Here is a 24,395-nt window from a genome sequence, read left to right as displayed (position 1 = left end):
GGGACGCCGCTTCGCCGGCGACCTGCGCGGGACCCGGATCCTCGTCACCGGCGGATCCGGCTTCATCGGATCCCACATCATCGACCTGCTGGTCGAGGCCGGCTGCGACGAGATCGTGGCCGTCGACAACATGGTCCGCGGGCGGCCCGAGAACCTGAAGGACGCCCTCGGCTCGGGCCGTGTCCGGCTGGTGCAGGGCGACATCCGCGACCGGGCCCTGATGGACGGCCTGGTCAAGGGCACCGACGTGGTGTTCCACCAGGCGGCCCTCCGGATCACCCAATGCGCCGCCGAGCCGCGTCAGGCCTTCGAGGTGATGGCGACCGCGACCTTCGACCTGCTGGAGCGCTGCGTCGAGGCCGGCGTCGCCAAGGTGGTGATGGCCTCGTCCGCGTCGGTCTACGGCATGGCCGAGAGCTTCCCGACCACGGAGAAGCACCACCCATACGACAACCGCACCCTCTACGGGGCGGCCAAGTCGTTCGGCGAGGGCCTGCTGCGCTCGTTCAACGACATGTACGGCCTGGACTACGTCGCCCTGCGCTACTTCAACGCCTACGGGCCGCGCATGGACCTGACCGGCCGCTACACCGAGGTGATGGTGCGCTGGATGCAGCGCCTGGCCGAGGGTCAGTCCCCCATCGTGTTCGGTGACGGCCTGCAGACCATGGACCTCGTCCATGTCCGCGACATCGCCCGGGCCAACATCCTGTCGGCGACCGCACCGGCCACCGACGTGGTGCTGAATGTCGGCACCGGCGTGGAGACCTCCCTGGTCGATCTCGCCGGCCATCTCACCCGGATCATGGGCCGGGACGGCACCCCGCTGATCCATGAGGCCGAGCGCGCCGTGAACCCGGTGCCCCGGCGCCTGTGCGACACCAGCCTCGCCCGGGATCTGATCGGCTTCGAGGCCGAGATCGGGGCGGCCGAGGGCCTCGCCGACCTGGTGTCCTGGTGGAGCGACGAGGCCGGTTCGGATCACCTGAGGCGGGCGCTGGCATGATCCCGATCGCGAAACCCGATGTCGGCGAGCCGGAAGCGGAGGCCGCCGCCGCCGTCGTCCGGTCCGGCTGGCTGACCCAGGGGCCGCAGGTCGCGGCCTTCGAGGCGGAGTTCGCCGCGATCGTCGGCGCGCCCCATGCCTGCGCGGTCTCGAACTGCACCACCGCGCTGCATCTCGCGCTCCTCGCCGCCGGGGTCGGACCCGGCGACGAGGTGGTGACGGTGAGCCACAGCTTCATCGCCACCGCCAACGCCATCGCCCAGTGCGGGGCGACGCCGATCTTCGTCGACATCGACCCGGCGACCTTCAACATGGCCCCGGAGGCCGCCGCCGCGGCGGTGACCGAGCGGACCAGGGCGATCGTCTGCGTCCACCAGATGGGCATGCCCTGCGACCTCGAGGCCATCGTGGCGCTCGGGCGCCGGTCCGGCATCCCGGTGATCGAGGACGCGGCCTGCGCGATCGGCTCCGAGCGGCTCCAGGGCGACGTCTGGCGGCCGATCGGCGGACCCGCAGGCGACGTCGCCTGCTTCTCGTTCCACCCGCGCAAGGTCCTGACCACCGGCGACGGCGGCATGATCACGACGGCCAATCCCGAATGGGACCGCAAGTTCAGGCTGTGGCGCCAGCACGGGATGAGCGTGTCCGACGTGGCGCGCCACGGCAGCGCCCGGGTGGTGGCCGAGGAATACACGGTCGCGGGCTTCAATTACCGGATGACCGACGTGCAGGCGGCCATCGGCCGTGCGCAGCTCACCCGGCTGCCCGGCCTGATCGCCCGTCGGCGCGCCCTCGCGGACGGTTACCGGGCGCGGCTCGCGGACCTGCCGGAGGTGACGCCGCCGCCCGAGCCGATGGGCTCGCGCAGCAACTGGCAGAGCTTCTGCATCCGCCTGCCGGAGACGGCCGACCAGGGCGCCGTGATGCAGGCGATGCTCGATCAGGGCATCGCCACCCGCCGGGGCATCATGTGCGCCCACCTGGAGCCGCCCTACGCCGAGGCGCCCCGGCGCTTCGCCCTGGCGGAATCGGAGCGGGCGCGCGACCACGCGATCCTGCTGCCGCTCTACGCCGGCATGGACGACGCGATGCAGGACCAGGTCGTCGCCGGCCTGCGCGACGCCCTGCGATGATCCCCGGACCGGTCAAGAGCCTCGCCCGCACCGTGGGGCTCACCCGTCCGCGGTTCGCGGCCGCCCGGATGGCCTACGAACGCACCACCCTGGCGGTTGCCGGGACGCGCCGTGAGCGGCCGGGCGGGCGCATCCTCTGCTACCACTCGCTCGGGCAGCCCGAATGCGGCGTCAACGACGTCACACCCGAGCGCTTCCGGCACCAGATCGAGCTGGCCCTGCGCCTCGGCTACCGCTTCGTGCCGGCCGCCGCCATCGCGGAGGGAAACGGCGAGCCATGTGACCTCGCGATCACCTTCGACGACGGCTGGCGCAGCGTGCTGGACGCCGCGGAGCCGATCCTGCGGGATCACGGAATTCAGTGGACGCTGTTCGTCGTCTCCGGCTGGCTCGACCGGCCGGGGACCGGCCCGCGCGGAATCCTGGGCTGGCGCGAGGTCGAGGCCCTGGCCTCGGCCGGCGTCGAGATCGGCAGCCATTCCGTCACCCATCCGAATTTCGGGGGCCTCGGCGCCGAGCGGGCGGCCGAGGAGCTCGACGGCTCGCGCCGGGCGATCGCAGCCCGGCTCGGCATCCGGCCCGACAGCTTCGCGATCCCGCTGGGGCAGTCGGCGAACTGGACACCGGCTGCCGCCCGCGCCGCCCAGCAGGCCGGCTACCGGATCGTCTACGCGCAGGCCGTGGAGACGCGGCCGCTCGGGACCATCGGGCGCAGCTTCGTCACGCATTTCGACAACGACCTGGTCTTCGGGGCCCTCCTGAACGGCGTCTACGACGCCTGGGAAGAATGGACATGATGCAGCCCGCGCCCCGCGCCACGGTTTCCGTGGTGGTCCCCACCTGCAACCGGCCCGCCCTGCTGCGCGAGGCCCTGGCGAGCATCCGCGCCCTGGAGGCGCCCGATCTCGCCTTCGAGATCATCGTGGGCGACAACGGTCAGGCGGGTCCGGCCGCCGAGGTCGCCGCCGCGTTCGGCGCCCTCCACGTGCCGGTCGCGCGTGCGGAGCGGGGCCGCCCGCAACGCGGCGCTGCTGCGGGCGAGCGCGCCCTTCGTGGCGTTCCTCGACGACGACGATGTCTGGCTGCCGGGCCACATCCGCCCCCATCTCCGACGGCTCGAAGCGGAGCCCGGTCTCGGCATCGTCTTCGGGCAGGTGATCACCACCTCCCCGGAACTGGAGCCGGTCTACGGTCCCTGGCCGGCGGAGCTCCCGGCCGACGGGGCCGCGCTGCTGCGCCGGATGTTGAGCGGCTACTTCCCGCAGGTCGGCGCGACCGTGGTGCGCCGGAGCCTGGTCGACAGCGTCGGCCTGTTCGACGAGGCGCTGCTCGGCGACCAGGATTGGGATTGGCAGATCCGGGCGGTGCGCCGGCACGGGGCCGCCTTCGTGGCCGTGCCCGGTGTCCACTTCCGGCAACGGCCGGCCGGGACCTTCGACAGCCTGATCGCCCGCCGGATCCGCTTCACGCGGCTGGTCTTCCGGCGGCACGCGCCGGCCCTCGGCGTTTCGCGCCTTCAGGCCCTGCGCCTCTATTTCGCGACCGTGCAGGGGTATTACGACGCCTTCCTGGACGGCGCCCAGGCCCATGCGGCCCGGGGCGACCGGCGCGCCGCCGCCGGCGCGCTGCTCTCCGCCTTCCGGCTGATGCCGCACCGGGCGGTCAAGGACGCGATCCGGCCGACCCATCTGCGCGCGGCCCTGGTGGCCGTCGCCCAGGCAAGCCGCCCCCTCGCGGCGGCCGGGCCGGGGACGCGCTGACGGATCGGGCTTGCCCGTCGCAGGGACGTCCAGGCATCCAACCCGTGATTCCGGGCGCCGCTGCGGGTTCCTGACCTGACGAGGGCATTGGAACGGAGAAGAAAACAGGCCCGGGAAACCGCAGGGTTTCCCGGGCCTGTTTTTGCGTGATCCGATGGATACGCCTTCTCAACCGGCCCGCAGAAGCCCCGGCCGGTCCTTCACGTTGCGCACCAGCCATTCCGGCAGCAGCAGGCGCACCCGCTCCCAGGGGCTGGAGAAGTCGCCGGCGCGGCGCAGGGCCGCCCAGGAGGCGACGCGTTGCCGGAGCGGCAGCATGCCGATGTAGTTCTTGGTCATGCCGGAGATCGGGAAGTCCGAGCCGAACATGTCCTGATGGCGCAGGTCCGGTTCGCCCAGATGAGGCGCCTCGACCGTCACCGGCCCGGCACCCGGCGCGAGACGGGGCAGCGCCTGGGCCTGCGCGTAGACCGCGTCGAGCCCGGCGGCCCAGCTCGCCGGCGCGTAGAGGCGCGCGATGGCGGCGCTGATCTCGGCCCCCGTGGTCCGGCGGTCCTCCGCGTCGGTGATCAGCGCGGTGAGGTGAGCCTCGTATTCCGCTTGGTCGCGGGCGACCCGGGCCGTGGCGTCGAGCCCGGGATGGTTGATCGCGACGATCTCGGCCGCCGCGGGCGCCTCGAACCGCGTCACCAGCGGCAGCCCGTAGGCGGCGGCTTCGAGCATCGAGGTCGACGAGACGAACGGGTAGGAATCGACGTAGATGTCCGCCGCCTCGAAGAAGGCCCGCGGATCCGACTGCTCGGCATAGGCCACGATCCGCCCGTCCGTCGCGGCCTGCGCCCGGGCCCAGTCCGCGCGCTCGCCCGCGCCGACCACGATCAGGCGAGCCTTCGGATGCGCAGCCAGCAGATCGACGTGCCGGTCGGCGTAGGTGACGTCGCCGACGTTGCGGTACTTCGCGCCGCGCGCCACGGAGACCAGCAGGACCTCGTCGTCCGGGATCCCGAGGGCGTGCTTGGCGGCCGTACGGCTGCGCTGGCGCTCGGGCAGCGTGATCAGGGTCGGGAGCAGGAAGCTCCGGGCCGGATCGACGCCGCGCCGCGTGATCGCGAGCCGGCGGGCGGCCTCGCGCAGGTTGATCACCGCGTGGCTGATCCGGGTCCCGATCCAGAACAGGTGATCCGCGTGGTTCAGGAGCAGGACCGGCGGGTGCTTGCCCGGATCCGCGAAGGCGATCAGCGGGACCACGTCCTCGCAATGGATGTGGAGGACGACGACGTCGTAATCCCGCGCGACGCGGCGCAGCTCCCGCGCCCAGGCGAGCTTGCCGCCCTGGCGGTGGTTCAGGTGGTGGATCGCGCCGCCGCTGGCGCGGACCGCCTCGGCGATCCGCCCATCGACCGGGCCGCGATGCTGGGTCAGGGCGAGGCCGTTGGTCCGGTGGGCGTCGGCGCCGATCCACAACGCCAGCATCTTGGTGAGGCCGCCCACCGGGGCGAGCTGCGTGCAGACGTGGAGGACGCGCCGGAACGGGGCCGGCTCCGGGGCCGTGCGAGGGCCGGCCTCCGGCTCGAGCCGCCGGCCGATCTCGGCGGTCAGACGCTCCAGGCGCGGGCTCGCGAAGACGCCGCAATGGCGATGGGCCGCCATCGTCGCCGCAATGGCGGCTTCGACGGCGGCGCCTTCGAGGTCGCCCGCAGCCGCCCGGCGCTCGGCCTCCCGCACCCGGGCATCGAAGGCCGAGAAATTCGCCTGGATCCGCCCGGCGCGCCGGGCGGTCTCGTCGTCGATGTCTCGGCGTCCGTCATGGCGGAGCTCTGACGCAACAATGGCCATCGTGCCCTCCGGGCTTCAGCGATGCGGTGCGGGATCCGCCGTCCAGGTGCCGGGAGTGTGGAAGACACCGAACACGTCGGGGGCGAAGACCGGGTGCTCCACGTGGAAGCGGGCGCCGATCCGCGCGGCGAGCAGGCGCTCGAAGCCCCGCTGCCGGACCACCACGGAGACCTTGTAGGTGTCCGCGGTGAGGGTCAGCGGCGGCGTCAGCAGCTCGATCGTGCCGTCGCCCGACAGGGTCTGCAGCTTGGCGCGATCCGTCATCGTGCTGAAGTTGCAGCAGAGCAGCTCGTCCGATCGCGTGATCGAGAACAGCACATGCGGGTCGGTGATCGGCTCCGAGGCGGTGTAGCGCGCCGTGATCCGCATCCGCTCGCCGTGCCGGAACAGCGTCTTCGGAGCGCCCGATTCGTCGGCGACCGTGACGTCCTGGATCTCCACCGGGTGGTGGCCGCCCTCGGGCCGGAACCAGGGTGCGTCGGCCAGGTAGCTGTCGCGCTCGTAGTGGTGCAGCCCCTCGTCGGTGGGGCCGTCGAAGGCGACGCGGCCGTTCTTGATGTAGATCACCCGCTCGCACATGGTCTTCACGCTGAACATGTTGTGCGAGACGAGCAGGATCGTCGAGCCCTTGCTCTGGAGGCGGCGGGCGAAGTCGATGCACTTCTTCTGGAAGGTGTAGTCGCCGACCGCCAGGACCTCGTCGAGGAGCAGGATGTCGGGCTCGAGATGGGCGGCCACCGAGAAGGCCAGCCGGACATACATGCCGCTGGAATAGCGCTTCACCGGCATGTCGATGAAGTCGCCGATCTCCGAGAACTCGACGATCGCGTCGAACTTCTCGGCGATCTCATGGCGGTGCATGCCCAGGATCGAGCCGTAGAGGAAGATGTTCTCGCGGCCGGTGAGCTCCCGGTGGAAGCCCGTGCCGACTTCGAGCAGGGCGCCGACCCGGCCGACCAGCCGGATGCTGCCGGTGGTCGGGGCGGCGATCCGCGAGATCAGCTTGAGCAGGGTGCTCTTGCCCGCCCCGTTCATCCCGATGATGCCGACGTTCTCGCCGTGCTTGATGCCGAAGCTGACATCCTTCAGCGCCCAGAACCCCTCCTTGGTCGGGCGCGCCTCGGACCGGCGCGTCAGCAGGCCCCGCGCGCCGTCGATGAGCGCCTCGCGCAGGGAGTTGTCGTGCGTGGCCCGCGGGGCACGCCAGTATTGCTTGCCGATATCCTGTACGCTGATCGCCATCGACATCAGATTATATCCGCGAAAGAGCGCTCCATGCGCTGGAAGAAGATCAGTCCGGTGAACAGCAGCAGCGACGACACCGTGACCGAGACCGCGAGGGCGAACAGGTCGGGCGTGGTACCGCCGAGGATCGCGAACCGGAACGCCTCGATCAGCCCGACCATCGGGTTGAGCGCGTAGAGCCAGCGCACCGAGTCGGGGACGATGCTCGCCGCGTAGACGATCGGCGAGGCGTACATCCAGATCTGGATGAGGAACGGCAGCGTGTGCTTGACGTCCCGGAAGCGGACGTTGACCGGCCCGAGCCACAGGCTCACCCCGAGCGCCAGCATCGCGGTGACCGCGAGCGTCGGCACCGCGAGGACGATGTGCCAGCTCGGCATCACCCCGTAGCAGAGCATCAGCACCAGCATCACCGCGAGGGCGATGGCGAAGTCCACCATCGGCGACACCACGGTGGCGAGCGGGATCACCAGGCGCGGGAAGTAGATCTTGCGGATGAGCTCCGCCTCGGTGACGAGGCCGGTGGCGCTCCGGCGTACCGACTCGGCGAAGTAGGTCCACAGGATGATCGCGCTGCCGGCGAACAGCGCATAGGGCGCCCCGTCGGTGGGGATCTTGGCGAAATGGCCGAAGATGACGGTGAAGATCGCCACCGTGAAAAGCGGCTGCGCGATCGCCCAGCAGGCGCCCAGGGCGGTCTGGCGATAGAGCACCTTCAGGTCGCGCAGGATCAGGACCCACAGCAACCCGCGATACTGCCAGACCCCCGCGGCATCGAAGGCGACGAGTTGATTGTCGGGAAGGATTTCGGTGACCGGCATCGCGGTCGGTTCCGATCTGGGCCCGCCAAGGCCATGTTTCGGCGCATCGAGCGCAAGCGCGTCCAAAGAGTCCATCATTCGAAGCGATCCCGCACGACGATCGGTGCTTGCTGGATCCGTTCGCGGCATCAGCTGCCGGATCGGCGATCCCACTGAGCCGGGCTATCACCGCGGTCATCCGGCACGAATTACATCTTTCGTCGTACCGAGCCTCCCGACTGAAGAGGTGGTTGTCGTTGACCACCGTATTGATTGCTTATGAGGACAGAAGAGACCCCGGGCGCGGGACGTCGTCTCTGTCGATGCCGGCTCGGCCGGCCCGGACACGCGTGCCGGGCGAACGAGCCGTCCTCACCGAGGCGCTGGGCTTCCTCCGGAACGGGGCCACCGCGGGGCCGGCGCAAGATCGGGCTCGGGTCTCAGGAGAACCGCCATGAAGGACGCTTCTGTCGACGGCCCGGACGGCGCGGGCATCCCGTTGGTGACGATCGCCATGCCGGCCCTGAACGAGGCCCAGCACATCGCCGAGGCGATCCGCTCGGTGATGCCGGCCCCAGGGGCGCTCGCGTGTGAATTGCTGGTGATGGACGGCGGCAGCAGCGACGCGACCTGCGCCATCGTCCAGGCGCTCAGCGACAAGGATCCGCGAATCCAGCTGATCCACAATGCCCGCCGCATCCAGGCCTCGGCGCTCAACCTAGCGGCTCGCCTCGCACATCCGGGCTCGACCTATCTCGTGCGCGCCGATTGCCACGCGGCCTATCCCGAGAACTGGGTGCAGGACCTGATGCGGACGATTCGCCAGTGGGACGCCGTCTCGGTGGTCGTGCCCCTGCGGACCATCGGGGTGACGCCGCTGCAGCGTGCCATCGCGGCCGCCCAGAACAGCCGGCTCGGCAACGGCGGCTCGGCGCACCGCCTGGGCGGGATCTCGGGCTACGTCGCCCACGGCCACCACGCCATCTTCGACCGGCGCGAGTTCCTGCGGGTCGGCGGATACGACGAGAGTTTCTCGCACAACGAGGACGCCGAACTCGACCGCCGGCTCTGCGCGGCCGGCGGCAAGATCTATCTCGCGGCCGACCTCGTCGTGACCTACTACCCCCGCGCGACCCTGTTCAGCCTGACCCGGCAATATTTCCTGTACGGCCGTGGCTGCGCCCGAACCCTGGAGAAGCACGCCAGCCTGCCGCGGATGCGCCAGATGCTGCCGCCCCTGGTCCTGCTCTACGGCGTTGCCGCCCTGGCCCTCGTCACGGTTGCCCCGATGCTGCTGATCCTGCTGGCGGTCTATGCGGGGGGCTGCGGCCTCAGCGGCCTCGCGCTGGCCCTGAAGGCGCGGGAGCCGGGCCTGGTCATGAGCGGCCCGGCGGCGATCGCGATGCACCTGGCCTGGGCCGCCGGCTTCCTGTCGCATCGTGGTTATCGCCGGACCCTGTTGCGGACCGCCTTGCGCCGGAAGCCGCCCCTGCTCGGCGTCGCACCCGGATCGGATCCGGCGAGCGTCAACTGACCGGGATTCTGCGAACGGGCCCCGCGAATCCCGTGTCAGATACCGGTCGCCGTTCCCCTTCCGTCGCCAATTCCTACCCTGGGCTGTAGTCTCGCGCGGCCAAGCCGATTATCGACACGCGCATCTCTCCGGACCTCGAGGGTCCGGAGTACCCGCGCCGTGCCGTGCAGGCCTTGGAGTGTTGTGACCGTGCCCGACAGGACCCCGCGCCCCGTGATGCTCGTGATCCTCGACGGCTGGGGACTCCGGGACGCGGTCGCCGACAATGCCGTCCACCAGGCCCGCACGCCCGTCTTCGACGGCCTGATGCGCGAGGGTCCCCGGGCGCGGCTGCAGACCTTCGGGGCCGATGTCGGCCTGCCCGAGGGACAGATGGGCAATTCCGAGGTCGGGCACCTGAACATCGGCGCGGGCCGGGTGGTCATGCAGGACCTGCCACGCATCGATACCGCCGTCGCGGACGGCTCGCTCGCCAGCAACCCGGCCCTGACCCGGTTCATCGACGCGCTGCGGGCGAGCGGCGGGACCTGCCACCTCGTCGGCCTGCTGTCGCCCGGGGGCGTCCACGCGCACCAGGACCACGCGGTGGCGCTGGCGCGGGTGCTGGTCGAGGCCGGCGTGCCGGTCCGCCTCCACGCCTTCACGGACGGGCGCGATATGCCGCCGCGCTCCGCGGCCGGCTGCCTGGAGGCCGTCGAGGCCGCGCTCCCCGACGGCGCCCGCATCGCCACCTTGTGCGGCCGCTACTACGCGATGGACCGCGACCGGCGCTGGGAGCGGGTCTCGATCGCCTACGACGCGATGACCGCGGCGCGCGGCGCCCGGTTCGCGAGCGCCCTGGAGGCGATCGCCGCCTCCTATGTGCTCGACCTGTCGGACGAGTTCCTGCGGCCGGCCATCATCGGCGACTATGCCGGCATGCAGGACGGCGACGGCGTGCTGAGCTTCAATTTCCGCGCCGACCGGACCCGGCAGATCCTCGAGGCCCTGCTCGATCCGGCCTTCGCGGGCTTCGCGCGGACCCGGACGGTCCGGTTCGCCGCAGCCCTCGGCATCGTCCAGTACAGCGTCGAGATCGACGCCTTCGCCGACACGCTGTTCGGCCCCCTCGACCTGCCGAACGGCCTCGGCGAGACCGTAGCCCGGGCCGGGCGCACCCAGCTGCGCATGGCCGAGACCGAAAAGTATCCGCACGTCACCTATTTCATGAACGGCGGCCGCGAGGCGCCGTTCGAGGGCCAGGACGCGATCCTGGTGCCGTCCCCGAAGGTGGCGACCTACGACCTGCAGCCGGAGATGTCGGCCGCGGAATTGACCGACCGCGCCGTGGAGGCGATCGGCTCCGGCCGCTACGACATGATCCTGCTGAACTTCGCCAATCCCGACATGGTCGGCCATACCGGCAGCCTCGCCGCCGCCGTGAAGGCGGTGGAGACGGTGGATGCCTGCCTCGGCCGGGTGGTCGACGCGATCAGGTCCAGCGGGGGCGCGCTGCTCGTCACCGCCGACCACGGCAATTGCGAGATGATGCGCGATCCGGAGACCGGCGAGCCGCACACCGCCCACACCCTCAACCCGGTGCCGGCGATGCTGGTCGGCGTCGATGGCGTGACGCTCGCCGACGGCCGCCTGGCCGACGTCGCGCCGACCCTCCTCGACCTGATGGGCCTCGAACAGCCCGCCGAGATGACCGGGCGGTCGCTGATCCGCCGCTGAGCGGGCCGACCACACGGCACCCGCCGGAACGATGCCCTAACGCTTGCGCCCGCATAAGGGATATCGCCGAAGCGGCGACCCGGATGGCGCATGATGCGTAGGACATGATTGCCCGGCACAGCCTGATCTATGTCGGCTCGCGCGGCTTCGCCGCCGCCCTGAACATGGCCTCCGTGGCCGTGTTCACGCGCCTCGCGCCGGTGGAGAGCTACGGGATCTACCTGTACGTCCTGTCCTGGGCGCTGGTGCTCTACGGGGCGACCTGCCAGTGGCCGAAATTCGCGTTCTTCGCCCTCTACGACGAGGCCCGTGAGCCGGCGCAGGTCGGCACCGTGGTGCGGATCCTGGGCGGCACGCTGCTGCTCGCCGGGCTCGGCAGCGCGCTCGCGGCCGGGCTCGGGCTGGTCCCGGCCGATATGGCGGCCGCGATCCTGGCGCTCGCCTTCGGCACCACCCTGTTCGAGGGCTCCACCGAGATCGCCCGCACGCGCCTGAAGGCCGGTGCGGTGGCGGCCTCGGTGATGAGCCGGGCCGTGCTGATGCTCGCACTGGGCAGCCTGGCGCTGCACCTGTCGACCGATCCGCTGCACCTCGCTTTTGCCGTGGCCGCCGCCAACGCCCTGGCGGCGCTGCCGGCCGCGATCACCATCGCCCCGATGATGCCCGGCCGCGGCAGCCGCGCCGAGGCTCTGCGGCTGTTCGCCTATGGCTGGCCGCTGGTGCTGTCCTTCGGGACGGCGGCCCTGGCCCAGAGCCTCGACCGGCTGATCATCGCCAAGACCGTGGGGCCCGCGGGGCTGGGCGCCTACGGGGCGCTGGCCGACTTCCTGAAGCAGAGCTTCATCGTGTTCGGCGAGGCGATCGCCCTGTCGCTGATCTCCATCGCCAAGCGCGAGGCGCGGGTCGGCGGCATCGCGGCGGCCTCCGGGGTGCTGAGCGACGCCGCCCGGGCGATGACCCTGATCGCCGCCTTCGGGGCGGTGTTCTTCCTCTGCTTCGACGACCTCGTCGTCGCGGTGCTGCTCGGGCCGGCCTACCGGGCGGAGGCCCGCGCGCTCGCCCCGGTGCTGATCCTGGCCAGCATCCTGATGATGTTCCGCGCCTATTATTTCGGGCAGGTGATCTACTTCACCCGCACCAGCCGGCTCGAGGCGGGGGCGGCCTTCGCCACCCTGGCGGCGGTGGCGGCACTCTCCCTGCTGCTGATCCCGACGCTCGGCGCCGCCGGGGCGGCTTTGGCCTTCGCGGGCGGGCAGGCTGCGGCCTGCCTGGTGCTGGTGCTCGGCGCCTATCGGGCCGGCACCACGATGCCGCTGCCGCTCGCCGACATGACGGGGATCGCCGGCGCGGCCCTGGTCTGCGGCGCGGTGATGGCCGGGATCGGCCTGATCCCGGGTGGCCTGATGCCGCCCGGCCAGGCCCTGCGGCTGGTCCTGCTCCTCACCGTGGCCGGGGCGACCGCGTGGCGCTACGACGTGCTCGGGTTCGCCGGGGCGATCCGCCACCGGCTCGCGGCCTGAGGGGCGCGCCATGTCGGACACCGCGACCCTTGCCGGCGGCCTCGTGGCGGCGGTCCGTCCCCTCGATCCGGCCGCCGCCTGGATCCCGGCCTGGCGGGCGCTCGGTGCGGGCGCCGCGGTCCGCAACCCGTTCTACGAGGCCGGCTACGCGCTGGCGGCCCGAGCCCCTTCGGCGACGGCGTGCGGCTCCTGATCGTGGCCGACCGTCCCCGAGGCGCCGGGCGCGCGGATCCTGGCCGCCTGGCCGTTCCGCCGGCTGTGGCGCCGTTGGGGCCTGCCGCTGCCCGTGCTGATGGGCTGGACCCACGGATACGGCCCGTTCGGCGCGCCGCTGCTCGACGCCGCCGACCCGGGGCCGCGCTCGCGGGACTGCTCGCCGCGCCGCCGCGGCGGGCGCTCGGCCTGCCGCCGCGTCTGCTGCTGCCGAACGCGCCCGCAACCGGCCCCCTGGCCGACCTGCTGTCCGCGTGCGGGGTGCGACGGGCCGCCTACTGGCCGCACGAACGCGGGTTGCTCGACGTGACCGGCCGGTCGATGCAGGCACGGGCGACGTATCTCGACCACCTATCCGGCAAGCGGCGGCGCAAGCTGCGCCTCGCCCGGCAGCGCCTGGAGGCCGCGGGGCCGGTCGCGCTCGAGATCCTGGACGCCCCCGCGGCGCTCGACCGCGCCCTGGACGACCACGTCGCCCTCGAGGCGGCGGGCTGGAAGGGCCGGGCCGGCACCGGCCTGGGGGAGCGGCCCGACGAGGTGGCGTTCCTGCGCGCCGTGCTGGCCGATCTCGGATCCGAGGGGCGGCTACGCGTGGCGCGGCTGCGCCGGGACGGCCGCGTCCTGGCCTCCGCGATCCTGACGATCACCGGCGCCGAGGCCTGGGTCCTCAAGATCGCCCACGACGAGGCGGACCCGGAGGCCGCCCCCGGGGTGCAACTCGTCCACCGCCTGACCGAGACGGTGCTGGCCCGCGAGGGCATCGACCGGATCGATCGGATCGATTCTTGCGCCCCGCCGGATTTCGCCCTCGGCTCGACATTCTGGACGGAACGGCGCCCGATCGCCCACCTGCTGGTTGAGGCCGGCCGCGACCCGCTGTTCCCCCTGGCCCGCACTCTGGAGCGCGCCCGCGAGCGCGTGGCGCGGGCGCGCCTCACCAGCCGAAGCGGGCGATCTGCGTGAGCCGGGCCTGCACCGCCGCGTCGTCGCGGCCGATGCGTGCGATCCGCTCGGACAGACCGTAGCAGGTCGCGCAGAACGGCAACTGGATCACCGGGATGCCCTCGCTCCGCGCGCGCGCGACCGAGGCGATCAGGCAGGGGACGACCGGCTCGTCCGCGGGCGTTCCGAGGCAGTCGGCCCGCGGGCTTCCGAACGCCGGGCGGTTGGGCCAGGTCAGCTGGAGCGTCGTGCCGCCGCGCCGGTCGGGGGCGGGCGCCAGGGTGTAGCTGCGCAGGAACAGGCCGCAGCTCAGCAGGACGAGCCCGGGCAGGATCAGGGCGGCGCGCATCGGCCCCTCAATCCGCCGCGTCGAAGCGGCTGCGGAAGAACACCTCGCGGCCGGCGCCGTCGATGACCCGCACGGCCTCGGCCGGCTCGCCGGACCGCTGCGGCATCCGGGCGCGGGCGAACAGGCGCAGGGCCCGCTCCTGGGCGGTCTCCAGGCTGCCGACGCGCACCGAGATCCGCGTCTGGACCTCGCCGGATTCCGGACCGAGGACTTCGATATGGAACGTCTCGCGCAACAGCACCTGCCTGATCGTGAGCGCCCGCCGCCGGAGCGGGCCCGGTTCGGCGCAGGGTGAAACCCGTCCCGGGAGACGGCCTCGGAGCCAAGTCCGATTGCAACGCGATCCGGGGCGGCTCTAAGAGGGGCCCGCCCCGACATAGGGGAGATTGTTCGAGGAGTCCCGTGGACCCGCTCAAGGCTGCCGCCGCGACTGCCGTCTGCCTCGTCCTGTTCTGGCTGGCCTTCCGGCTGACCCGGCGCCTCGTCGACATGGCGATCGCGGGCGGCTACGCCGAGGAGCAGCGGCGGCTGGCCGAAGAGGAGGCTCAGGCGGCCGAGGGCGCGGTGCCGCAGGCCTCGGCCATCTGCGCCACCGCGGCGAGCTTGGCCGCAAACAGCGACCAGTCGTCGGCCGCAGCGATCGGGGCCCAGAGCGCCTCGACCTCCTCGATCAACATCGTGCAGGGCTCCCCCGCGAAATAGGGATGGTCGAGCCGCGCGCCCGGAGCCGGGGTGAGCGCGTCGAGCGCCGCCCGCACCGGCGCGAAGGCCTCCGACCGGTAATGACCGGCGCTCGGGCCGGCCTCCGCCCGGCCGGCGCTCGCCGGGCCGCCGTACCAGTCGAAGAAGAAGCGCTCGAACGGCGCGCGGGTCTCGGCCAGGAACCGCCAGACCGCCGAGACCAGCCGGTCGGTCTCGGGCCGGGGCGCCTCAGCCAACCCGAGCCGGCCGAACAGCGCCTGCGCAAACCCGTCCTGCAGGGCGGGGCCGAAGCCGGACAGGGCCGCTTCCAGGCGCGCCTGCGGGCTGAGCGTCAGCAGGCAATCGGCCAGCCGGGCCAGGTTCCAGAACAGCGCCTCGGGCTGGCGGCCGAAGCTGTAGAGCCCGGTCTCGTCGAAATACGCGGCGGTGAAGTCCGGATCGTAATGCGGCAGGAAGCGCCAGGGGCCGTAATCGAAGCTCTCGCCGGTGACGTTGATGTTGTCGGAGTTGAGCACTCCGTGGACGAAGCCCGCGGCCGCCCATTGCGCGCCGAGCCGGGCGACCCGGGCGACCACATCCTCCAGGAAGGCGACGCCCCGGTCCTCCAGGGTTTCGCGCCAGAGGTCCGGCCGGTGGGTCTCGATGGTGTGGTCGAGCAGCCGGGCGATGTTGTCCGGCTCGCCCAGCGCCAGGAAGCGCTGGAAGCTGCCGACGCGAATATGCCCGTGCGAGAGCCGCACCAGCACGCTGGACCGGGCCGGGGAAGGCTCGTCGCCGCGCACCAGATCCTCGCCGGTCTCGATCAGGCTGAAGCTCTTCGACGTGTAGACGCCCTGCGCCTCCAGCAGCGCCGTGGCCAGCACCTCGCGCACGCCGCCCTTGAGGGTGAGCCGCCCGTCGGCCCCGCGGGACCACGGCGTCGTGCCGCTGCCCTTGGTGCCGAGATCGAGCAGCCGCCCGTCCTCCAGGTCGTGCAGCTGCGCGAACAGGAAGCCGCGGCCGTCACCCAGTTCCGGATTGTACGAGCGGAACTGGTGGCCGTGATAGCGCAGCGCCAGGGGCGTCTCGAAGCTACCGGGCAGCGGAGCGAACCGGCCGAAATGGGCGATCCAGTCCTCATCCGACAAGCCGGAGAGGCCGACGCGTGCGGCCCAGGCCTGGTTGCGGTAGCGCAGGATCGTGGCCGGGACGCGCGCGGCCGCCACGGGATCGTAGAAGGCGGATCCGAGATCGGCGTGGCGCCGGGACGGCCGGTAGGGTCTGGGTTCGGTCACGCGGCGCGTCTCCCGGGCTGGCGGCGCGGGTGCTGCCGAGGACCCGCCTCCATGATGCCCCGCCCTATCAAGCCGGTGGGCCGCGATCCGGTTCGAACCCGCCGGTCCGGCGCAGGGCCTCGCCGGCGATCATCGCGGCCGCGACCGCGACGTTGAGCGAGCGCAGGCCCGGCCGGATCGGCACCACGACCCGGGCGTCGGCGGCCGCATGGACGGAATCGGGTACGCCGGCCGATTCGCGCCCGACCATGATGCAATCGTCCGGGCCGAACGCGAAATCCGTATGGGGCCGGGCGCCCGCCGTTGTGGCGAGGACGAGCCGCAGGCCGGCCTCGGCCCGCCACGCCTCGAAGGCCGAAAACGAGCGGTGCCGGGTGATCGCCACGTGGTCGAGGTAATCGAGCCCCGAGCGGCGCAGGTGCCGGTCCGAGACGTCGAAGCCCGCGGGCTCCACGATCTCGACCGCGAGCCCGAGGCAGGCGGCCATCCGCAGCATCGTGCCGGTGTTCTGGGGGATGTCGGGTTGGTAGAGGACGAGGCGCAGCATGGGGCCAGGCTTGTGATGGGCCGGCGCCGTGCCGTCAAAGCGCCGGGCGTCGGACCCACAGCCGGCAAAGGGGCGCGTAATCCGGGGCGCCCGAAGAAAATCGGCGGAACTTACGCTGCGCCAAAGGTTTAAGGCGGCGCCACCTTCGTTTGCGAACGCTGTCCGAAAGTCCTCACCCGATGCGCACTCCGCTCCTGGCCTCGGCCCTTCTGTTGGCCGGTCTCGCAACCGCCGCGGCGCAGAATGCCACCCCGAATGCCGGAGCGCCGGCCGCGCCGGTGGCCGGTCAGCCGGCCACCATGGCCGACAACCTGCGCCCGACCTTCGTGGCCCAGTCCCCGGACGACATGGTCGCCAGCAAGCTGATCGGGGCCAACGTCACCAACGCGGCCAACGACACGATCGGGCAGATCGCCGACTTCGTCCTAGACCAGAAGGGCAGCGTGAAGTCCTGGGTCATCGGCGTCGGCGGCTTCCTCGGGATCGGATCCAAGTACGTGGCCGTCGACCCGTCGGTGATGAAGCTCGACCGGACCGACGACAAGACGCTCCAGGCCCGCATCGACACGACCAAGGATCAGCTGAAGGCCGCGCCGGAATACATCTACCTCGGCAAGGAGCCGCCGAAGGGCGCGGCCGCCGCCCCGGCCGCCGGAGAGCCCGCCGCCAAGCCCTGACATCGGGTCCGAGGCGAGCCGGCGGCATAACGCTGGCTTGCCTTCGCGCGCCGTTCCGTGCTGTGCCAGCCGCTGCACGGAGGTCGGAGTCCGATGAAGATGCGCCGCGCCCTGATCCCGCTTCTGGCCTTCTGCCTGGGTCTCGTCGGCCTGACCGGGGCGGCGGTGTTCGCCTTCATGCCGGACCGGGCGCCTGTGGGCGTGCCCGGGGTCGGCGGCCCGTTCACGCTGGTCGACCAGAACGGGCGCACGGTCACCGAGCGCGATTTCGCCGGCGCGCCGCACCTCGTGTTCTTCGGCTTCACCCACTGCCCGGACGTGTGCCCGACGACGCTCCAGCAGGTTTCGGACGTGCTCGCCGCCCTCGGGCCGAAGGCCGAGCGGATGCGTGTCGCGTTCGTCACCGTCGATCCTGAGCGCGACGACCCGGTGAGCCTGAAGACCTACCTGTCGAGCTTCGATCCGCGCATCACCGGTCTCACCGGCAGCCCCGAGCAGATCGTGGCCACCGAGAAGGCGTATCGGGCCTATGCCCGCAAGGTCCCCGGTAAGGACGGGGACTACACGATGGAGCACACGGCGATCGTCTACGTGATGGACGCGCAGAACCGCTTCCTCGGCGCCCTCGACCTCTCCCGCCCGGCCGAGGAGACCGCGGCGCAGCTGTCCAAGAAGATCTGACGAGACGATCCCAACGCGGTCGGGACGGCTCTAGAGCGTCATCCCGGCGTGGAAGCGGTCGGGGGAGAGCGGCAGCAGGAACTGCACGCCGAAGCCCCCCTCGAAGTAGCGCACCAGCCGCCCGGGCGTGCTGCCCACCGTGACGGCCGCCCCGAGGGGCAGCGTGGCCGTGCTGGAGATCGCCACGCCGGAAATCGAGATGTCGATCAGCCGGGCCTTGATTTCCCGGCCGCTCTCGACGCGCAGGGTCACCGCCGTGTGGGTCGGCACGAGCCGCTCGTGGGAGCGCCCCTCGGGCAGGCCCAGGATCTCCCGGTTGGCGAGCCAGGTCAGCTGAGATGCGATCTTGTCCCGCTTGCGTGGCGTGGCGTTGAGCTGGACCGCGAAGCCGCCCTCGCTGTGGCGAGCGATGACGCCCTCGATCCGGCCGATATGCTCGAGGTAGAGCACCACGCGCTCGCCGACCTCGCCCACCACAGCGCAGGTCAACCGGACGCCGCCCGGCGACATATCCACGGTCTGGCAGGGATATTCGCGGCGGTCGGCCAGCATGTAGCGGCCCAGCACGGCGACCCGGACGCGCTGGTGGCGTCGCTGGTCGGCCGCGTCGCGCCCCCGGCTGGCCGCGCGGCTCACGTCCGTCCCGGCGGTGGCGTCGACCGCGATCATACCGAGATGGGCTCCACGCCGCGACAATCGTCATCGCAAGCTAGACCGGGACTGTTACGAAAGCCTTTTTTCCGATTCGACAATATCCGCCGTGCCGTAGATTTTTCTGTCCTGACCGAGCGCCAGGGCCGGTCTGGCCTGTACAGTTGCCAGTTCGTCCCGATCGGACGCGATCTTCGGTCGAAAAATCGATGTCTAATATTCCAAATGCAGTTCTCGGCGCGTGGTTTTACGCCCGTCCGCCGGCATGAACGAGGAGATGCCCCCGGCGCACCGGGCCGGGAAAGCCGGCAGGACCGCGCAAGGCTGGTCGCGCCGGCGGCGCGGCCTCCATCCTGCGGCCGGGGAGGATGCGCAGGGAGGTGGTCTCGGCTTGGACCAGCGGGCGCAGGCCGATCCAGTGGGGCGTGCTCTCGACGCTGAGGGTGCCGAGCGCCCGGACCTGCATCCGGCCGCGATGGCGCAGCGGCAGGAGCAGGAGCTCCAGATCCACCGCCTCGCCGGCCGTGTTCAGGCCGCGCAGGCCCGCGACCACGCCCAGGGTATCGCTGGCCACGATCTCGACGATGCGCCAGGGATCGGGGGCCTCCGCGCCCCACAGGCCGGCGAAGGTCTCGCCCTTCAACTCGCGGCCGTAGAGGGCGCAGACCCGCGTGCCGGCGAGCCGGACCGTGGCCGCGCGCGTCGCCATGTCGAGTTCCAGGATCAGGCTGTCGGCCAGCAGATGCCGGATCTCGCCCGGCTCGATCTCGGCGCGCTCGGGCGCGGCGCGCTCACCGCGCAAGCGCTCCCAATAGGCATGGAGCATGCGGCTCGTGGGATGTTTCATCGGAGTCCCGGATCGATACGCCTGGTGTCCGTCCCTGGATCAACCTGGCACATCCGCGTGGGACGGGCCGGTGATCCGGGGCGATCTGGATCGTCCGGCGCATACGCCGTGCCGCCCGGTGCGGGACGCTTCCTGGGATCGAGAGCAGGGCAGACCGAGGCTGCCGGCATGAGGCTGATCACGGTCCGGATCTCGTCGTAGGCGGCGCGCACGCCGCCGCCATCGGTTCGATCGAGCCGGCCGGCATTCGTTCTTTCGAACCCCCTGGCAGCCAAACATCACCCGAAAAGGCTTCAATACGTCGCCGGGACTTGCCCGACACCCCGCAGCCCCGACATGGTGCCAGGATGGATGCCTCCCCCGAATTCCCACGCCAGAGCCGCGTGCCCGTGTTCAACATGCCGGGGGTGGTGACGCTCTCGATCGGATTGCTGATGGCGATCCAGGCCCTGCGCGAGTTCGTGCTGCCGGACACGCTCGACATCCGGGTCGTCCTCGACCTCGCCCTGGTGCCCGCCCGCTGGACGGTGTGGTTCGATCCCGGGAAGGCCGCCGACGTGATCCAGGCGGCCGCCGGCCTCGGCGACCCCGACATGGAGGCCGCCCGCGAGGCGTTCGCCCGCTACATCACCTCCGAGCACGCGCTGCTGCCCTGGACGCTGGCGACCTACGCCCTGCTGCACGGCTCCTGGATGCACGTGATCTTCAACAGCGTCTGGCTGGCCGCCTTCGGGTCGCCCGTGGCCCGGCGCTGCGGCGCTTGGCGCTACTTCCTGATTGCGCTGGCCGGAACCGTGGCCGGCGGCCTGCTGCATGTGATGATCGACCCCCTGAGCGCGGGACCGCTGGTCGGCGCCTCGGCGGGAATCTCGGCCCTGATGGCGGCGGCGGCCCGCTTCGTGTTCCAGCCGCCCGCCTCCGGGTATGCCGGCCCGTCCTGGCAATTGCCGCCGCACCGGCCGGCCGAGACGGTTCCCGAACTCCTGCGCAACCGGACCGCGGTGGCCTTCCTGGCGATCTGGCTGGTCACCAACCTGCTGTTCGGGCTCGTCAGCGTGCCGCTCGTTGGCGAGAACGCCGCCATCGCGTGGGACGCGCATCTCGGCGGCTTCATCGCAGGCTTCCTGCTGTTCCCGCTGCTCGATCGGCGCGAGGCGGCCCGGCCCTGAGACGACGTCCCGGCATCTTGCCAACGCGCCGGATCGGTCACACACTCGCCATAATGTGAACGAGCCGGGGCCAACCCGGACGACAGCGTAACGGAGGCGCCGCGGCTGACGGCGCACGCACCGCGTCACAGGGAGAGAGCCATGACCGTCGCACGCATCCTTGCCGAGAAGGGCAGCTCCGTCGTCACCGTGAGCCCCGACAAGACCCTCGAGGAGGTGATCCAGATTCTCGCCGACAAGCGGATCGGCGCACTGGTGGTCGCCCATGCCGACGGGTCGGTGGCCGGGATCATCTCGGAGCGGGACATCATGCGGGCGCTCGCCCGCCACGGCGGCGCGACCTTCGACGCGCCGGTCTCGGACCACATGACGGGCGCGGTCACCACCTGCGGCCGAAGCTCCACCATCGAGGAGGTGATGGGCTTGATGACGGAAGGGCGGTTCCGCCACGTCCCGGTCTGCGAGGACGGCCGACTCGTCGGCCTGATCTCCATCGGCGACGTGGTGGCGCGCCGCATCGCCACGGTCGAGGCCGAGCACCAGGCCCTGCGCGATTACATCACCATGGCGTGAGATCGCGCGCCGGCCGGACGCGGAGTCCGGCGGGCGGCGACGTTGCCTGCGCCTACGCCTTCGCGGGGTCGAGGGTGACGTGCCAGAGGTCGGTGTCGGCCGCGTCCTTGAGGGTCACGGTCATCTGCTCGGTGTCGCCATCCACCGCGACGTGGCCGAAGAACTGGTAGCCCGCGGCCGGTGACAGGTTCACCTGGCCCTTGTCGGGCGCCTTCACGTAGCGCAGTTGCGGGCCGAACGTGTTGTCGAGCGCGTTGGGCCCGAAGGTGCCGGCGTGGAGCGGGCCCGAGACGAACTCCCAGAACGGGTCGAAATCCTGGAACTGCGCCTTGTTCGGGTCGTAGTAGTGGGCGGCCGTGTAGTGCACGTCCGCGGTCAGCCAGACCGTGTTGCGGATCTTGGCCTGCTTGATGAACCGCAGCAGGTCGGCGATCTCCAGCTCGCGCCCGAGCGGCGGCCCGTCACCCTGCGCCACCGCCTCCGAGCCGAAACTGCGGTCCACGTCGTAGGTCACCACGAGGCCGAGCGGCATGTCGGCGGCGATCACCTTCCAGGTCGCGCGGGATTCCGTGAGCGCCCGCTTCAGCCACGCGATCTGTTGCGGCCCCAGGAAATACGCGTCGGGGCCGTATTCCGTCTGCCGGTTCTCGCCGTTCGGGCCCCGGTAGGAGCGCATGTCGAGCATGAACACGTCGACCAGCGGGCCGTAGGCGATCTTGCGGTAGACCCGGCCGGGCTCGGCCGGCTCGAAGCGCATCGGCATGTACTCGTGGAAGGCGCGCGCCGCGCGCAGCTGCATCGCGAGCACGTTCGGGTCCGTGTACTTCTTCTTGAGGTGCTCGGCCCGGGTCAACGGCTCGCCCGGCCACCAATTGTTGGTGACCTCGTGGTCGTCCCACTGCGCCAGGATCGGCACGGCGGCGTTCATCGCCAGCACGTTCCGGTCGGTGAGGTTGTACTTGTGGCGGCCGCGGAACTCGGCGAGCGTCTCGGCGGGCTTGGCGACCTCCTCAGTGACGCGGTTGCGCCAGAGGCTGCCGTCCGGGAGCTTCACCTCGGCCTGGATCGGCCCGTCGGCATAGATCGTGTCGCCGGAATGGATGAAGAAGTCCGGCCGGTTCTTGAGGATCGCCGCGTAGATCGTCATGCCGCCGCGGGCCTCGTCGATGCCCCAGCCCTGGCCGACCGTGTCGCCCGACCAGCAGAACGAGACCGAGCGCTTGTCCGCTGGCGCGGTGCGGAACCGCCCGACCTGCGCGGGTCCGACGATGGTCGGCGCCGCGACGTCCTGCAGGCGGACCCGGTAGAACACGTCCTGCCCCGGCGGCAGGCCAGCCAGCGCCACCTTCACGGTGCCGTCGCTCTCGGGCAGTGCATCCGCGAAGACGCCACCGCGGATCTCGGAGAAGCTCTCGGTGGTGGCCCACTCGATGATCGCCCGGGCCGGGCGGTCGGAGCGGGCCCAGACCACCGCGGAATCGGTCCCGACATCGCCGGACTGGAGGCCGTGGCTTAGGAGCGGCCGGTCGGCGGCCCGGCTCAGGCCGGGGCGGGCCACGCCGGTGGCGATCCCGACGAGGCTTGCGCCTCCGGACAGGAGGATCTGGCGGCGGCTCGTATACATTGGAAGCCCTCTCATTCGATGAGGGGCCATCGCAACCGGTCGTTACAACCGCGTGACGATCCTTCGCGCGAAAGCCGTCAACACGATGCGCGCTCCTTGATCCGCATCGCCTTTTTCCGAAAGCCCGCGGGCCCCTTCGGAACGATGCTCTAGGCCCGCGCTGCGGCGCCGTTCACGACAGCGCGGATCCGGGGCAGGGACGCCCGGGCCGCCCGGTAGCCGATATCGATCCCCTCGGCGGCCTTGTGGAAGTCGAACAGGCCGAAGGCCGCGACATCCGGGCCGATGGCCACGTCCGGCGGGTCGCGCTCCAGCCGCGCCCGGGAGATCCGGTCCTGGGTGATGTTGAAGGCGCCGAGCACGACCCGGGCAATGCCCGGGACCGGGATCTCGGCTTCCTGGGGCTCGAAGCCCGGCAGGCGCGCGCGGATCAGCTGGAGGAAGCTCCGGCGCGCGGCCGGCGCCGGCACCTCGTGCACCACCGGGCCACCGGTATCGCCGTTGAGGTTCACGCAGATCACGAGATCGGCCCCGAGCGCGCGGGCGAGCGCCACCGGGACGGGGTTGACCAGGGTCCCGTCCATCAGCACGCGCCCCTCGTGGGTCACGGGCGGGAACAGGCCGGGGATCGCGTAGGAGGCGCGCACCGCATCGACGGTCGGCCCTTCGGTCAGGTTCACCTCCAGGCCGCTGCCGAACTCGGTGGCGACGCAGCCGAAGCGGATCGGCAGGCTCTCGATCCGGCGCGTGCCGAGATCGGCGAACAGCCGCCGACGGAGGCGGTTGCCGGCGATCAGCCCGGAACCGGGAAAGCGCGGGTCGATCAGCCGGACTACCCGGTGCCGGGTGAGTTCCCGCGCGAAGCTCTCCAGGCGGTCGAGGCGCCCGGCGGCGTAGCAGGCGCCGACCACGGCGCCGATCGAGCAGCCCGCCACCACGGTGGGATGGATGCCGCCCTCCTCGAGGGCGCGGATCACCCCGATATGGGCCCAGCCCCGGGCCGAACCACCGCCGAGCGCCAGGCCGATGCGGGGGCCGGCAGCGGGCAGGGGCCGGATCGGCTCGACGGTTCCGGGGAGGAAATAGGGGACGGCCGGACATTCTTGCCATTGCAAGGCAAGGGACGCGCTCATGCCCCGGCGGCCTCCAGGGTGACGGCGCCATCCGGCCCGCGGACGACCCGGCGATAGAAGCAGGCGCGGCGGCCGGTGTGGCAGCAACCGCCGTCGCCACCGACCTCCACGCGGATCAGCAGCGCGTCCTGGTCGCAATCGACCCGCATCTCGACGACGCGCTGGATCTGCCCGCTGGTCGCGCCCTTGTGCCAGAGTTCCTGCCGGGACCGCGACCAGTACCAGGCTTCCCCGGTGGCGAGGGTCCGGGCCAGCGATTCGGCGTTCATGTAGGCGAGCATCAGCACACGCCCGTCCTGCGCGTCGACCGCGATGCAGGCGACCAGGCCGTCCCGGTCGAAGCGCGGGGTCAGGCCCGTGCCTTCCTCGACCTCGGCCCGGGTGCCGGGGGGATCGAAAGCGATGTCGCTTGCGGTCATGGCGGCGGAAGCGAGTCCGGTGAAGCTTGAGTCGAGGCTATTGG

25 protein-coding genes and 1 pseudogene are annotated in these 24,395 nt (G+C 71.4%); 14 read left to right on the top strand and 12 right to left on the bottom strand.

Going from position 1 to position 24,395, the window contains the following annotated elements:
* Window positions 1–22 precede the first annotated feature (22 nt).
* From FVA80_RS21035 to FVA80_RS21020, 5 genes and pseudogenes are all read left to right on the top strand, one after another.
* Window positions 23–1,006: an SDR family NAD(P)-dependent oxidoreductase gene (locus FVA80_RS21035; RefSeq protein WP_210249184.1), complete on the top strand. Its 984-nt coding sequence runs from the start codon at window positions 23–25 to the stop codon at window positions 1,004–1,006.
* Window positions 1,003–2,139, top strand: coding sequence for a DegT/DnrJ/EryC1/StrS family aminotransferase (locus FVA80_RS21030; protein ID WP_147906504.1), 1,137 nt, complete (start codon window positions 1,003–1,005; stop codon window positions 2,137–2,139). Before FVA80_RS21035 ends, FVA80_RS21030 begins: the two co-directional genes overlap by 4 nt.
* The gene (locus FVA80_RS21025; protein WP_147906503.1) at window positions 2,136–2,936 is read left to right on the top strand and encodes a polysaccharide deacetylase family protein; all 801 of its coding nucleotides are present in this window, start codon (window positions 2,136–2,138) and stop codon (window positions 2,934–2,936) included. The genes FVA80_RS21030 and FVA80_RS21025 overlap by 4 nt, the downstream gene beginning before the upstream one ends.
* Window positions 2,927–3,073: pseudogene (locus FVA80_RS31485) on the top strand (glycosyltransferase); the annotation flags it as partial. The gene FVA80_RS21025 and the pseudogene FVA80_RS31485, both read left to right, overlap by 10 nt.
* 64 nt (window positions 3,074–3,137) lie before the next feature.
* Window positions 3,138–3,899, top strand: a complete 762-nt coding sequence (locus tag FVA80_RS21020) for a glycosyltransferase (RefSeq protein WP_246692059.1) — start codon at window positions 3,138–3,140, stop codon at window positions 3,897–3,899.
* A 168-nt stretch (window positions 3,900–4,067) separates the two neighbouring features.
* Here the strand turns inward: FVA80_RS21020 and FVA80_RS21015 are convergent, their stop codons facing one another.
* Genes FVA80_RS21015 through FVA80_RS21005 form a run of 3 tightly spaced genes read right to left on the bottom strand, consistent with a single transcriptional unit; the run spans window position 4,068 to window position 7,801 of the window.
* Window positions 4,068–5,735, bottom strand: a complete 1,668-nt coding sequence (locus tag FVA80_RS21015) for a glycosyltransferase (protein ID WP_147906501.1) — start codon at window positions 5,733–5,735, stop codon at window positions 4,068–4,070.
* A gap of 15 nt (window positions 5,736–5,750) precedes the next feature.
* Window positions 5,751–6,983 carry an ABC transporter ATP-binding protein gene (locus FVA80_RS21010; RefSeq protein ID WP_147906500.1) on the bottom strand — a complete coding sequence of 411 codons (1,233 nt, stop codon included), beginning with the start codon at window positions 6,981–6,983 and terminating at the stop codon, window positions 5,751–5,753.
* Complete coding sequence (locus FVA80_RS21005; RefSeq protein ID WP_246692058.1) at window positions 6,983–7,801, bottom strand: ABC transporter permease; 819 nt, start codon at window positions 7,799–7,801, stop codon at window positions 6,983–6,985. Before FVA80_RS21005 ends, FVA80_RS21010 begins: the two co-directional genes overlap by 1 nt.
* A gap of 433 nt (window positions 7,802–8,234) precedes the next feature.
* On the opposite strand from FVA80_RS21005, the gene FVA80_RS21000 reads away from it, so the two are divergent.
* The 5 genes from FVA80_RS21000 to FVA80_RS31475 all read left to right on the top strand — a co-directional run bounded on the left by FVA80_RS21000 (window position 8,235) and on the right by FVA80_RS31475 (window position 13,726).
* Window positions 8,235–9,314, top strand: coding sequence for a glycosyltransferase family 2 protein (locus FVA80_RS21000; protein ID WP_147906498.1), 1,080 nt, complete (start codon window positions 8,235–8,237; stop codon window positions 9,312–9,314).
* Window positions 9,315–9,530: 216 nt separating this feature from the next.
* Window positions 9,531–11,030 (top strand): 2,3-bisphosphoglycerate-independent phosphoglycerate mutase, encoded by a 1,500-nt coding sequence (gene gpmI / locus FVA80_RS20995; protein ID WP_147906548.1) that lies wholly within the window; start codon window positions 9,531–9,533, stop codon window positions 11,028–11,030.
* A gap of 104 nt (window positions 11,031–11,134) precedes the next feature.
* The gene (locus FVA80_RS20990) at window positions 11,135–12,550 is read left to right on the top strand and encodes an oligosaccharide flippase family protein (RefSeq protein ID WP_147906497.1); all 1,416 of its coding nucleotides are present in this window, start codon (window positions 11,135–11,137) and stop codon (window positions 12,548–12,550) included.
* A gap of 10 nt (window positions 12,551–12,560) precedes the next feature.
* Window positions 12,561–12,743, top strand: coding sequence for a hypothetical protein (locus tag FVA80_RS31480; RefSeq protein WP_246692057.1), 183 nt, complete (start codon window positions 12,561–12,563; stop codon window positions 12,741–12,743).
* Between the two features lie 326 nt (window positions 12,744–13,069).
* On the top strand, window positions 13,070–13,726 hold the full coding sequence (locus tag FVA80_RS31475; RefSeq protein WP_246692441.1) for a GNAT family N-acetyltransferase: 657 nt from the start codon (window positions 13,070–13,072) through the stop codon (window positions 13,724–13,726).
* Here the strand turns inward: FVA80_RS31475 and FVA80_RS20980 are convergent.
* The 4 genes from FVA80_RS20980 to FVA80_RS20965 form a co-directional block, all read right to left on the bottom strand.
* Window positions 13,698–14,054 carry a hypothetical protein gene (locus FVA80_RS20980; protein WP_147906495.1) on the bottom strand — a complete coding sequence of 119 codons (357 nt, stop codon included), beginning with the start codon at window positions 14,052–14,054 and terminating at the stop codon, window positions 13,698–13,700. The genes FVA80_RS31475 and FVA80_RS20980 overlap by 29 nt on opposite strands.
* A 7-nt stretch (window positions 14,055–14,061) precedes the next feature.
* On the bottom strand, window positions 14,062–14,289 hold the full coding sequence (locus tag FVA80_RS20975; protein WP_147906547.1) for a hypothetical protein: 228 nt from the start codon (window positions 14,287–14,289) through the stop codon (window positions 14,062–14,064).
* A gap of 310 nt (window positions 14,290–14,599) precedes the next feature.
* Complete coding sequence (locus FVA80_RS20970) at window positions 14,600–16,030, bottom strand: protein adenylyltransferase SelO (protein WP_147906494.1); 1,431 nt, start codon at window positions 16,028–16,030, stop codon at window positions 14,600–14,602.
* A gap of 67 nt (window positions 16,031–16,097) precedes the next feature.
* Complete coding sequence (locus FVA80_RS20965) at window positions 16,098–16,577, bottom strand: tRNA (cytidine(34)-2'-O)-methyltransferase (protein ID WP_147906493.1); 480 nt, start codon at window positions 16,575–16,577, stop codon at window positions 16,098–16,100.
* A 179-nt stretch (window positions 16,578–16,756) separates the two neighbouring features.
* On the opposite strand from FVA80_RS20965, the gene FVA80_RS20960 reads away from it, so the two are divergent.
* Complete coding sequence (locus tag FVA80_RS20960; RefSeq protein ID WP_147906492.1) at window positions 16,757–17,254, top strand: PRC-barrel domain-containing protein; 498 nt, start codon at window positions 16,757–16,759, stop codon at window positions 17,252–17,254.
* 99 nt (window positions 17,255–17,353) lie between these two features.
* The gene (locus FVA80_RS20955) at window positions 17,354–17,935 is read left to right on the top strand and encodes an SCO family protein (RefSeq protein ID WP_147906546.1); all 582 of its coding nucleotides are present in this window, start codon (window positions 17,354–17,356) and stop codon (window positions 17,933–17,935) included.
* Window positions 17,936–17,965: 30 nt separating this feature from the next.
* On the opposite strand, the gene FVA80_RS20950 is transcribed toward FVA80_RS20955, so the two are convergent.
* Window positions 17,966–18,604, bottom strand: coding sequence for a PilZ domain-containing protein (locus FVA80_RS20950; RefSeq protein WP_147852858.1), 639 nt, complete (start codon window positions 18,602–18,604; stop codon window positions 17,966–17,968).
* Window positions 18,605–18,833: 229 nt separating this feature from the next.
* The gene (locus FVA80_RS20945; protein ID WP_147906491.1) at window positions 18,834–19,433 is read right to left on the bottom strand and encodes a PAS domain-containing protein; all 600 of its coding nucleotides are present in this window, start codon (window positions 19,431–19,433) and stop codon (window positions 18,834–18,836) included.
* 347 nt (window positions 19,434–19,780) lie between these two features.
* Here FVA80_RS20945 and FVA80_RS20940 point away from each other — a divergent pair, with 347 nt between their 5' ends.
* Window positions 19,781–20,602, top strand: coding sequence for a rhomboid family intramembrane serine protease (locus tag FVA80_RS20940; RefSeq protein WP_147906490.1), 822 nt, complete (start codon window positions 19,781–19,783; stop codon window positions 20,600–20,602).
* Between the two features lie 141 nt (window positions 20,603–20,743).
* On the top strand, window positions 20,744–21,175 hold the full coding sequence (locus FVA80_RS20935) for a CBS domain-containing protein (RefSeq protein WP_147906489.1): 432 nt from the start codon (window positions 20,744–20,746) through the stop codon (window positions 21,173–21,175).
* Window positions 21,176–21,227: 52 nt separating this feature from the next.
* Here FVA80_RS20935 and FVA80_RS20930 read toward each other — a convergent pair whose 3' ends face one another.
* From FVA80_RS20930 to hisI, 3 genes are all read right to left on the bottom strand, one after another.
* The gene (locus FVA80_RS20930) at window positions 21,228–22,799 is read right to left on the bottom strand and encodes an alkaline phosphatase D family protein (protein ID WP_147906488.1); all 1,572 of its coding nucleotides are present in this window, start codon (window positions 22,797–22,799) and stop codon (window positions 21,228–21,230) included.
* A 149-nt stretch (window positions 22,800–22,948) separates the two neighbouring features.
* Window positions 22,949–23,932 (bottom strand): patatin-like phospholipase family protein, encoded by a 984-nt coding sequence (locus FVA80_RS20925; RefSeq protein ID WP_147906487.1) that lies wholly within the window; start codon window positions 23,930–23,932, stop codon window positions 22,949–22,951.
* Entirely contained in the window at window positions 23,929–24,351 is a 423-nt protein-coding gene (hisI, locus tag FVA80_RS20920) for a phosphoribosyl-AMP cyclohydrolase (RefSeq protein ID WP_147906486.1), read from the bottom strand. Before hisI ends, FVA80_RS20925 begins: the two co-directional genes overlap by 4 nt.
* Between the last annotated feature and the right edge of the window lie 44 nt (window positions 24,352–24,395).

Source organism: Methylobacterium sp. WL1 (genome assembly GCF_008000895.1).
Taxonomy (GTDB): Bacteria; Pseudomonadota; Alphaproteobacteria; order Rhizobiales; family Beijerinckiaceae; genus Methylobacterium.
The sequence above is the reverse complement of the archived record's forward strand: the minus strand, read 5'-3'. Positions and strand labels throughout refer to the sequence as shown.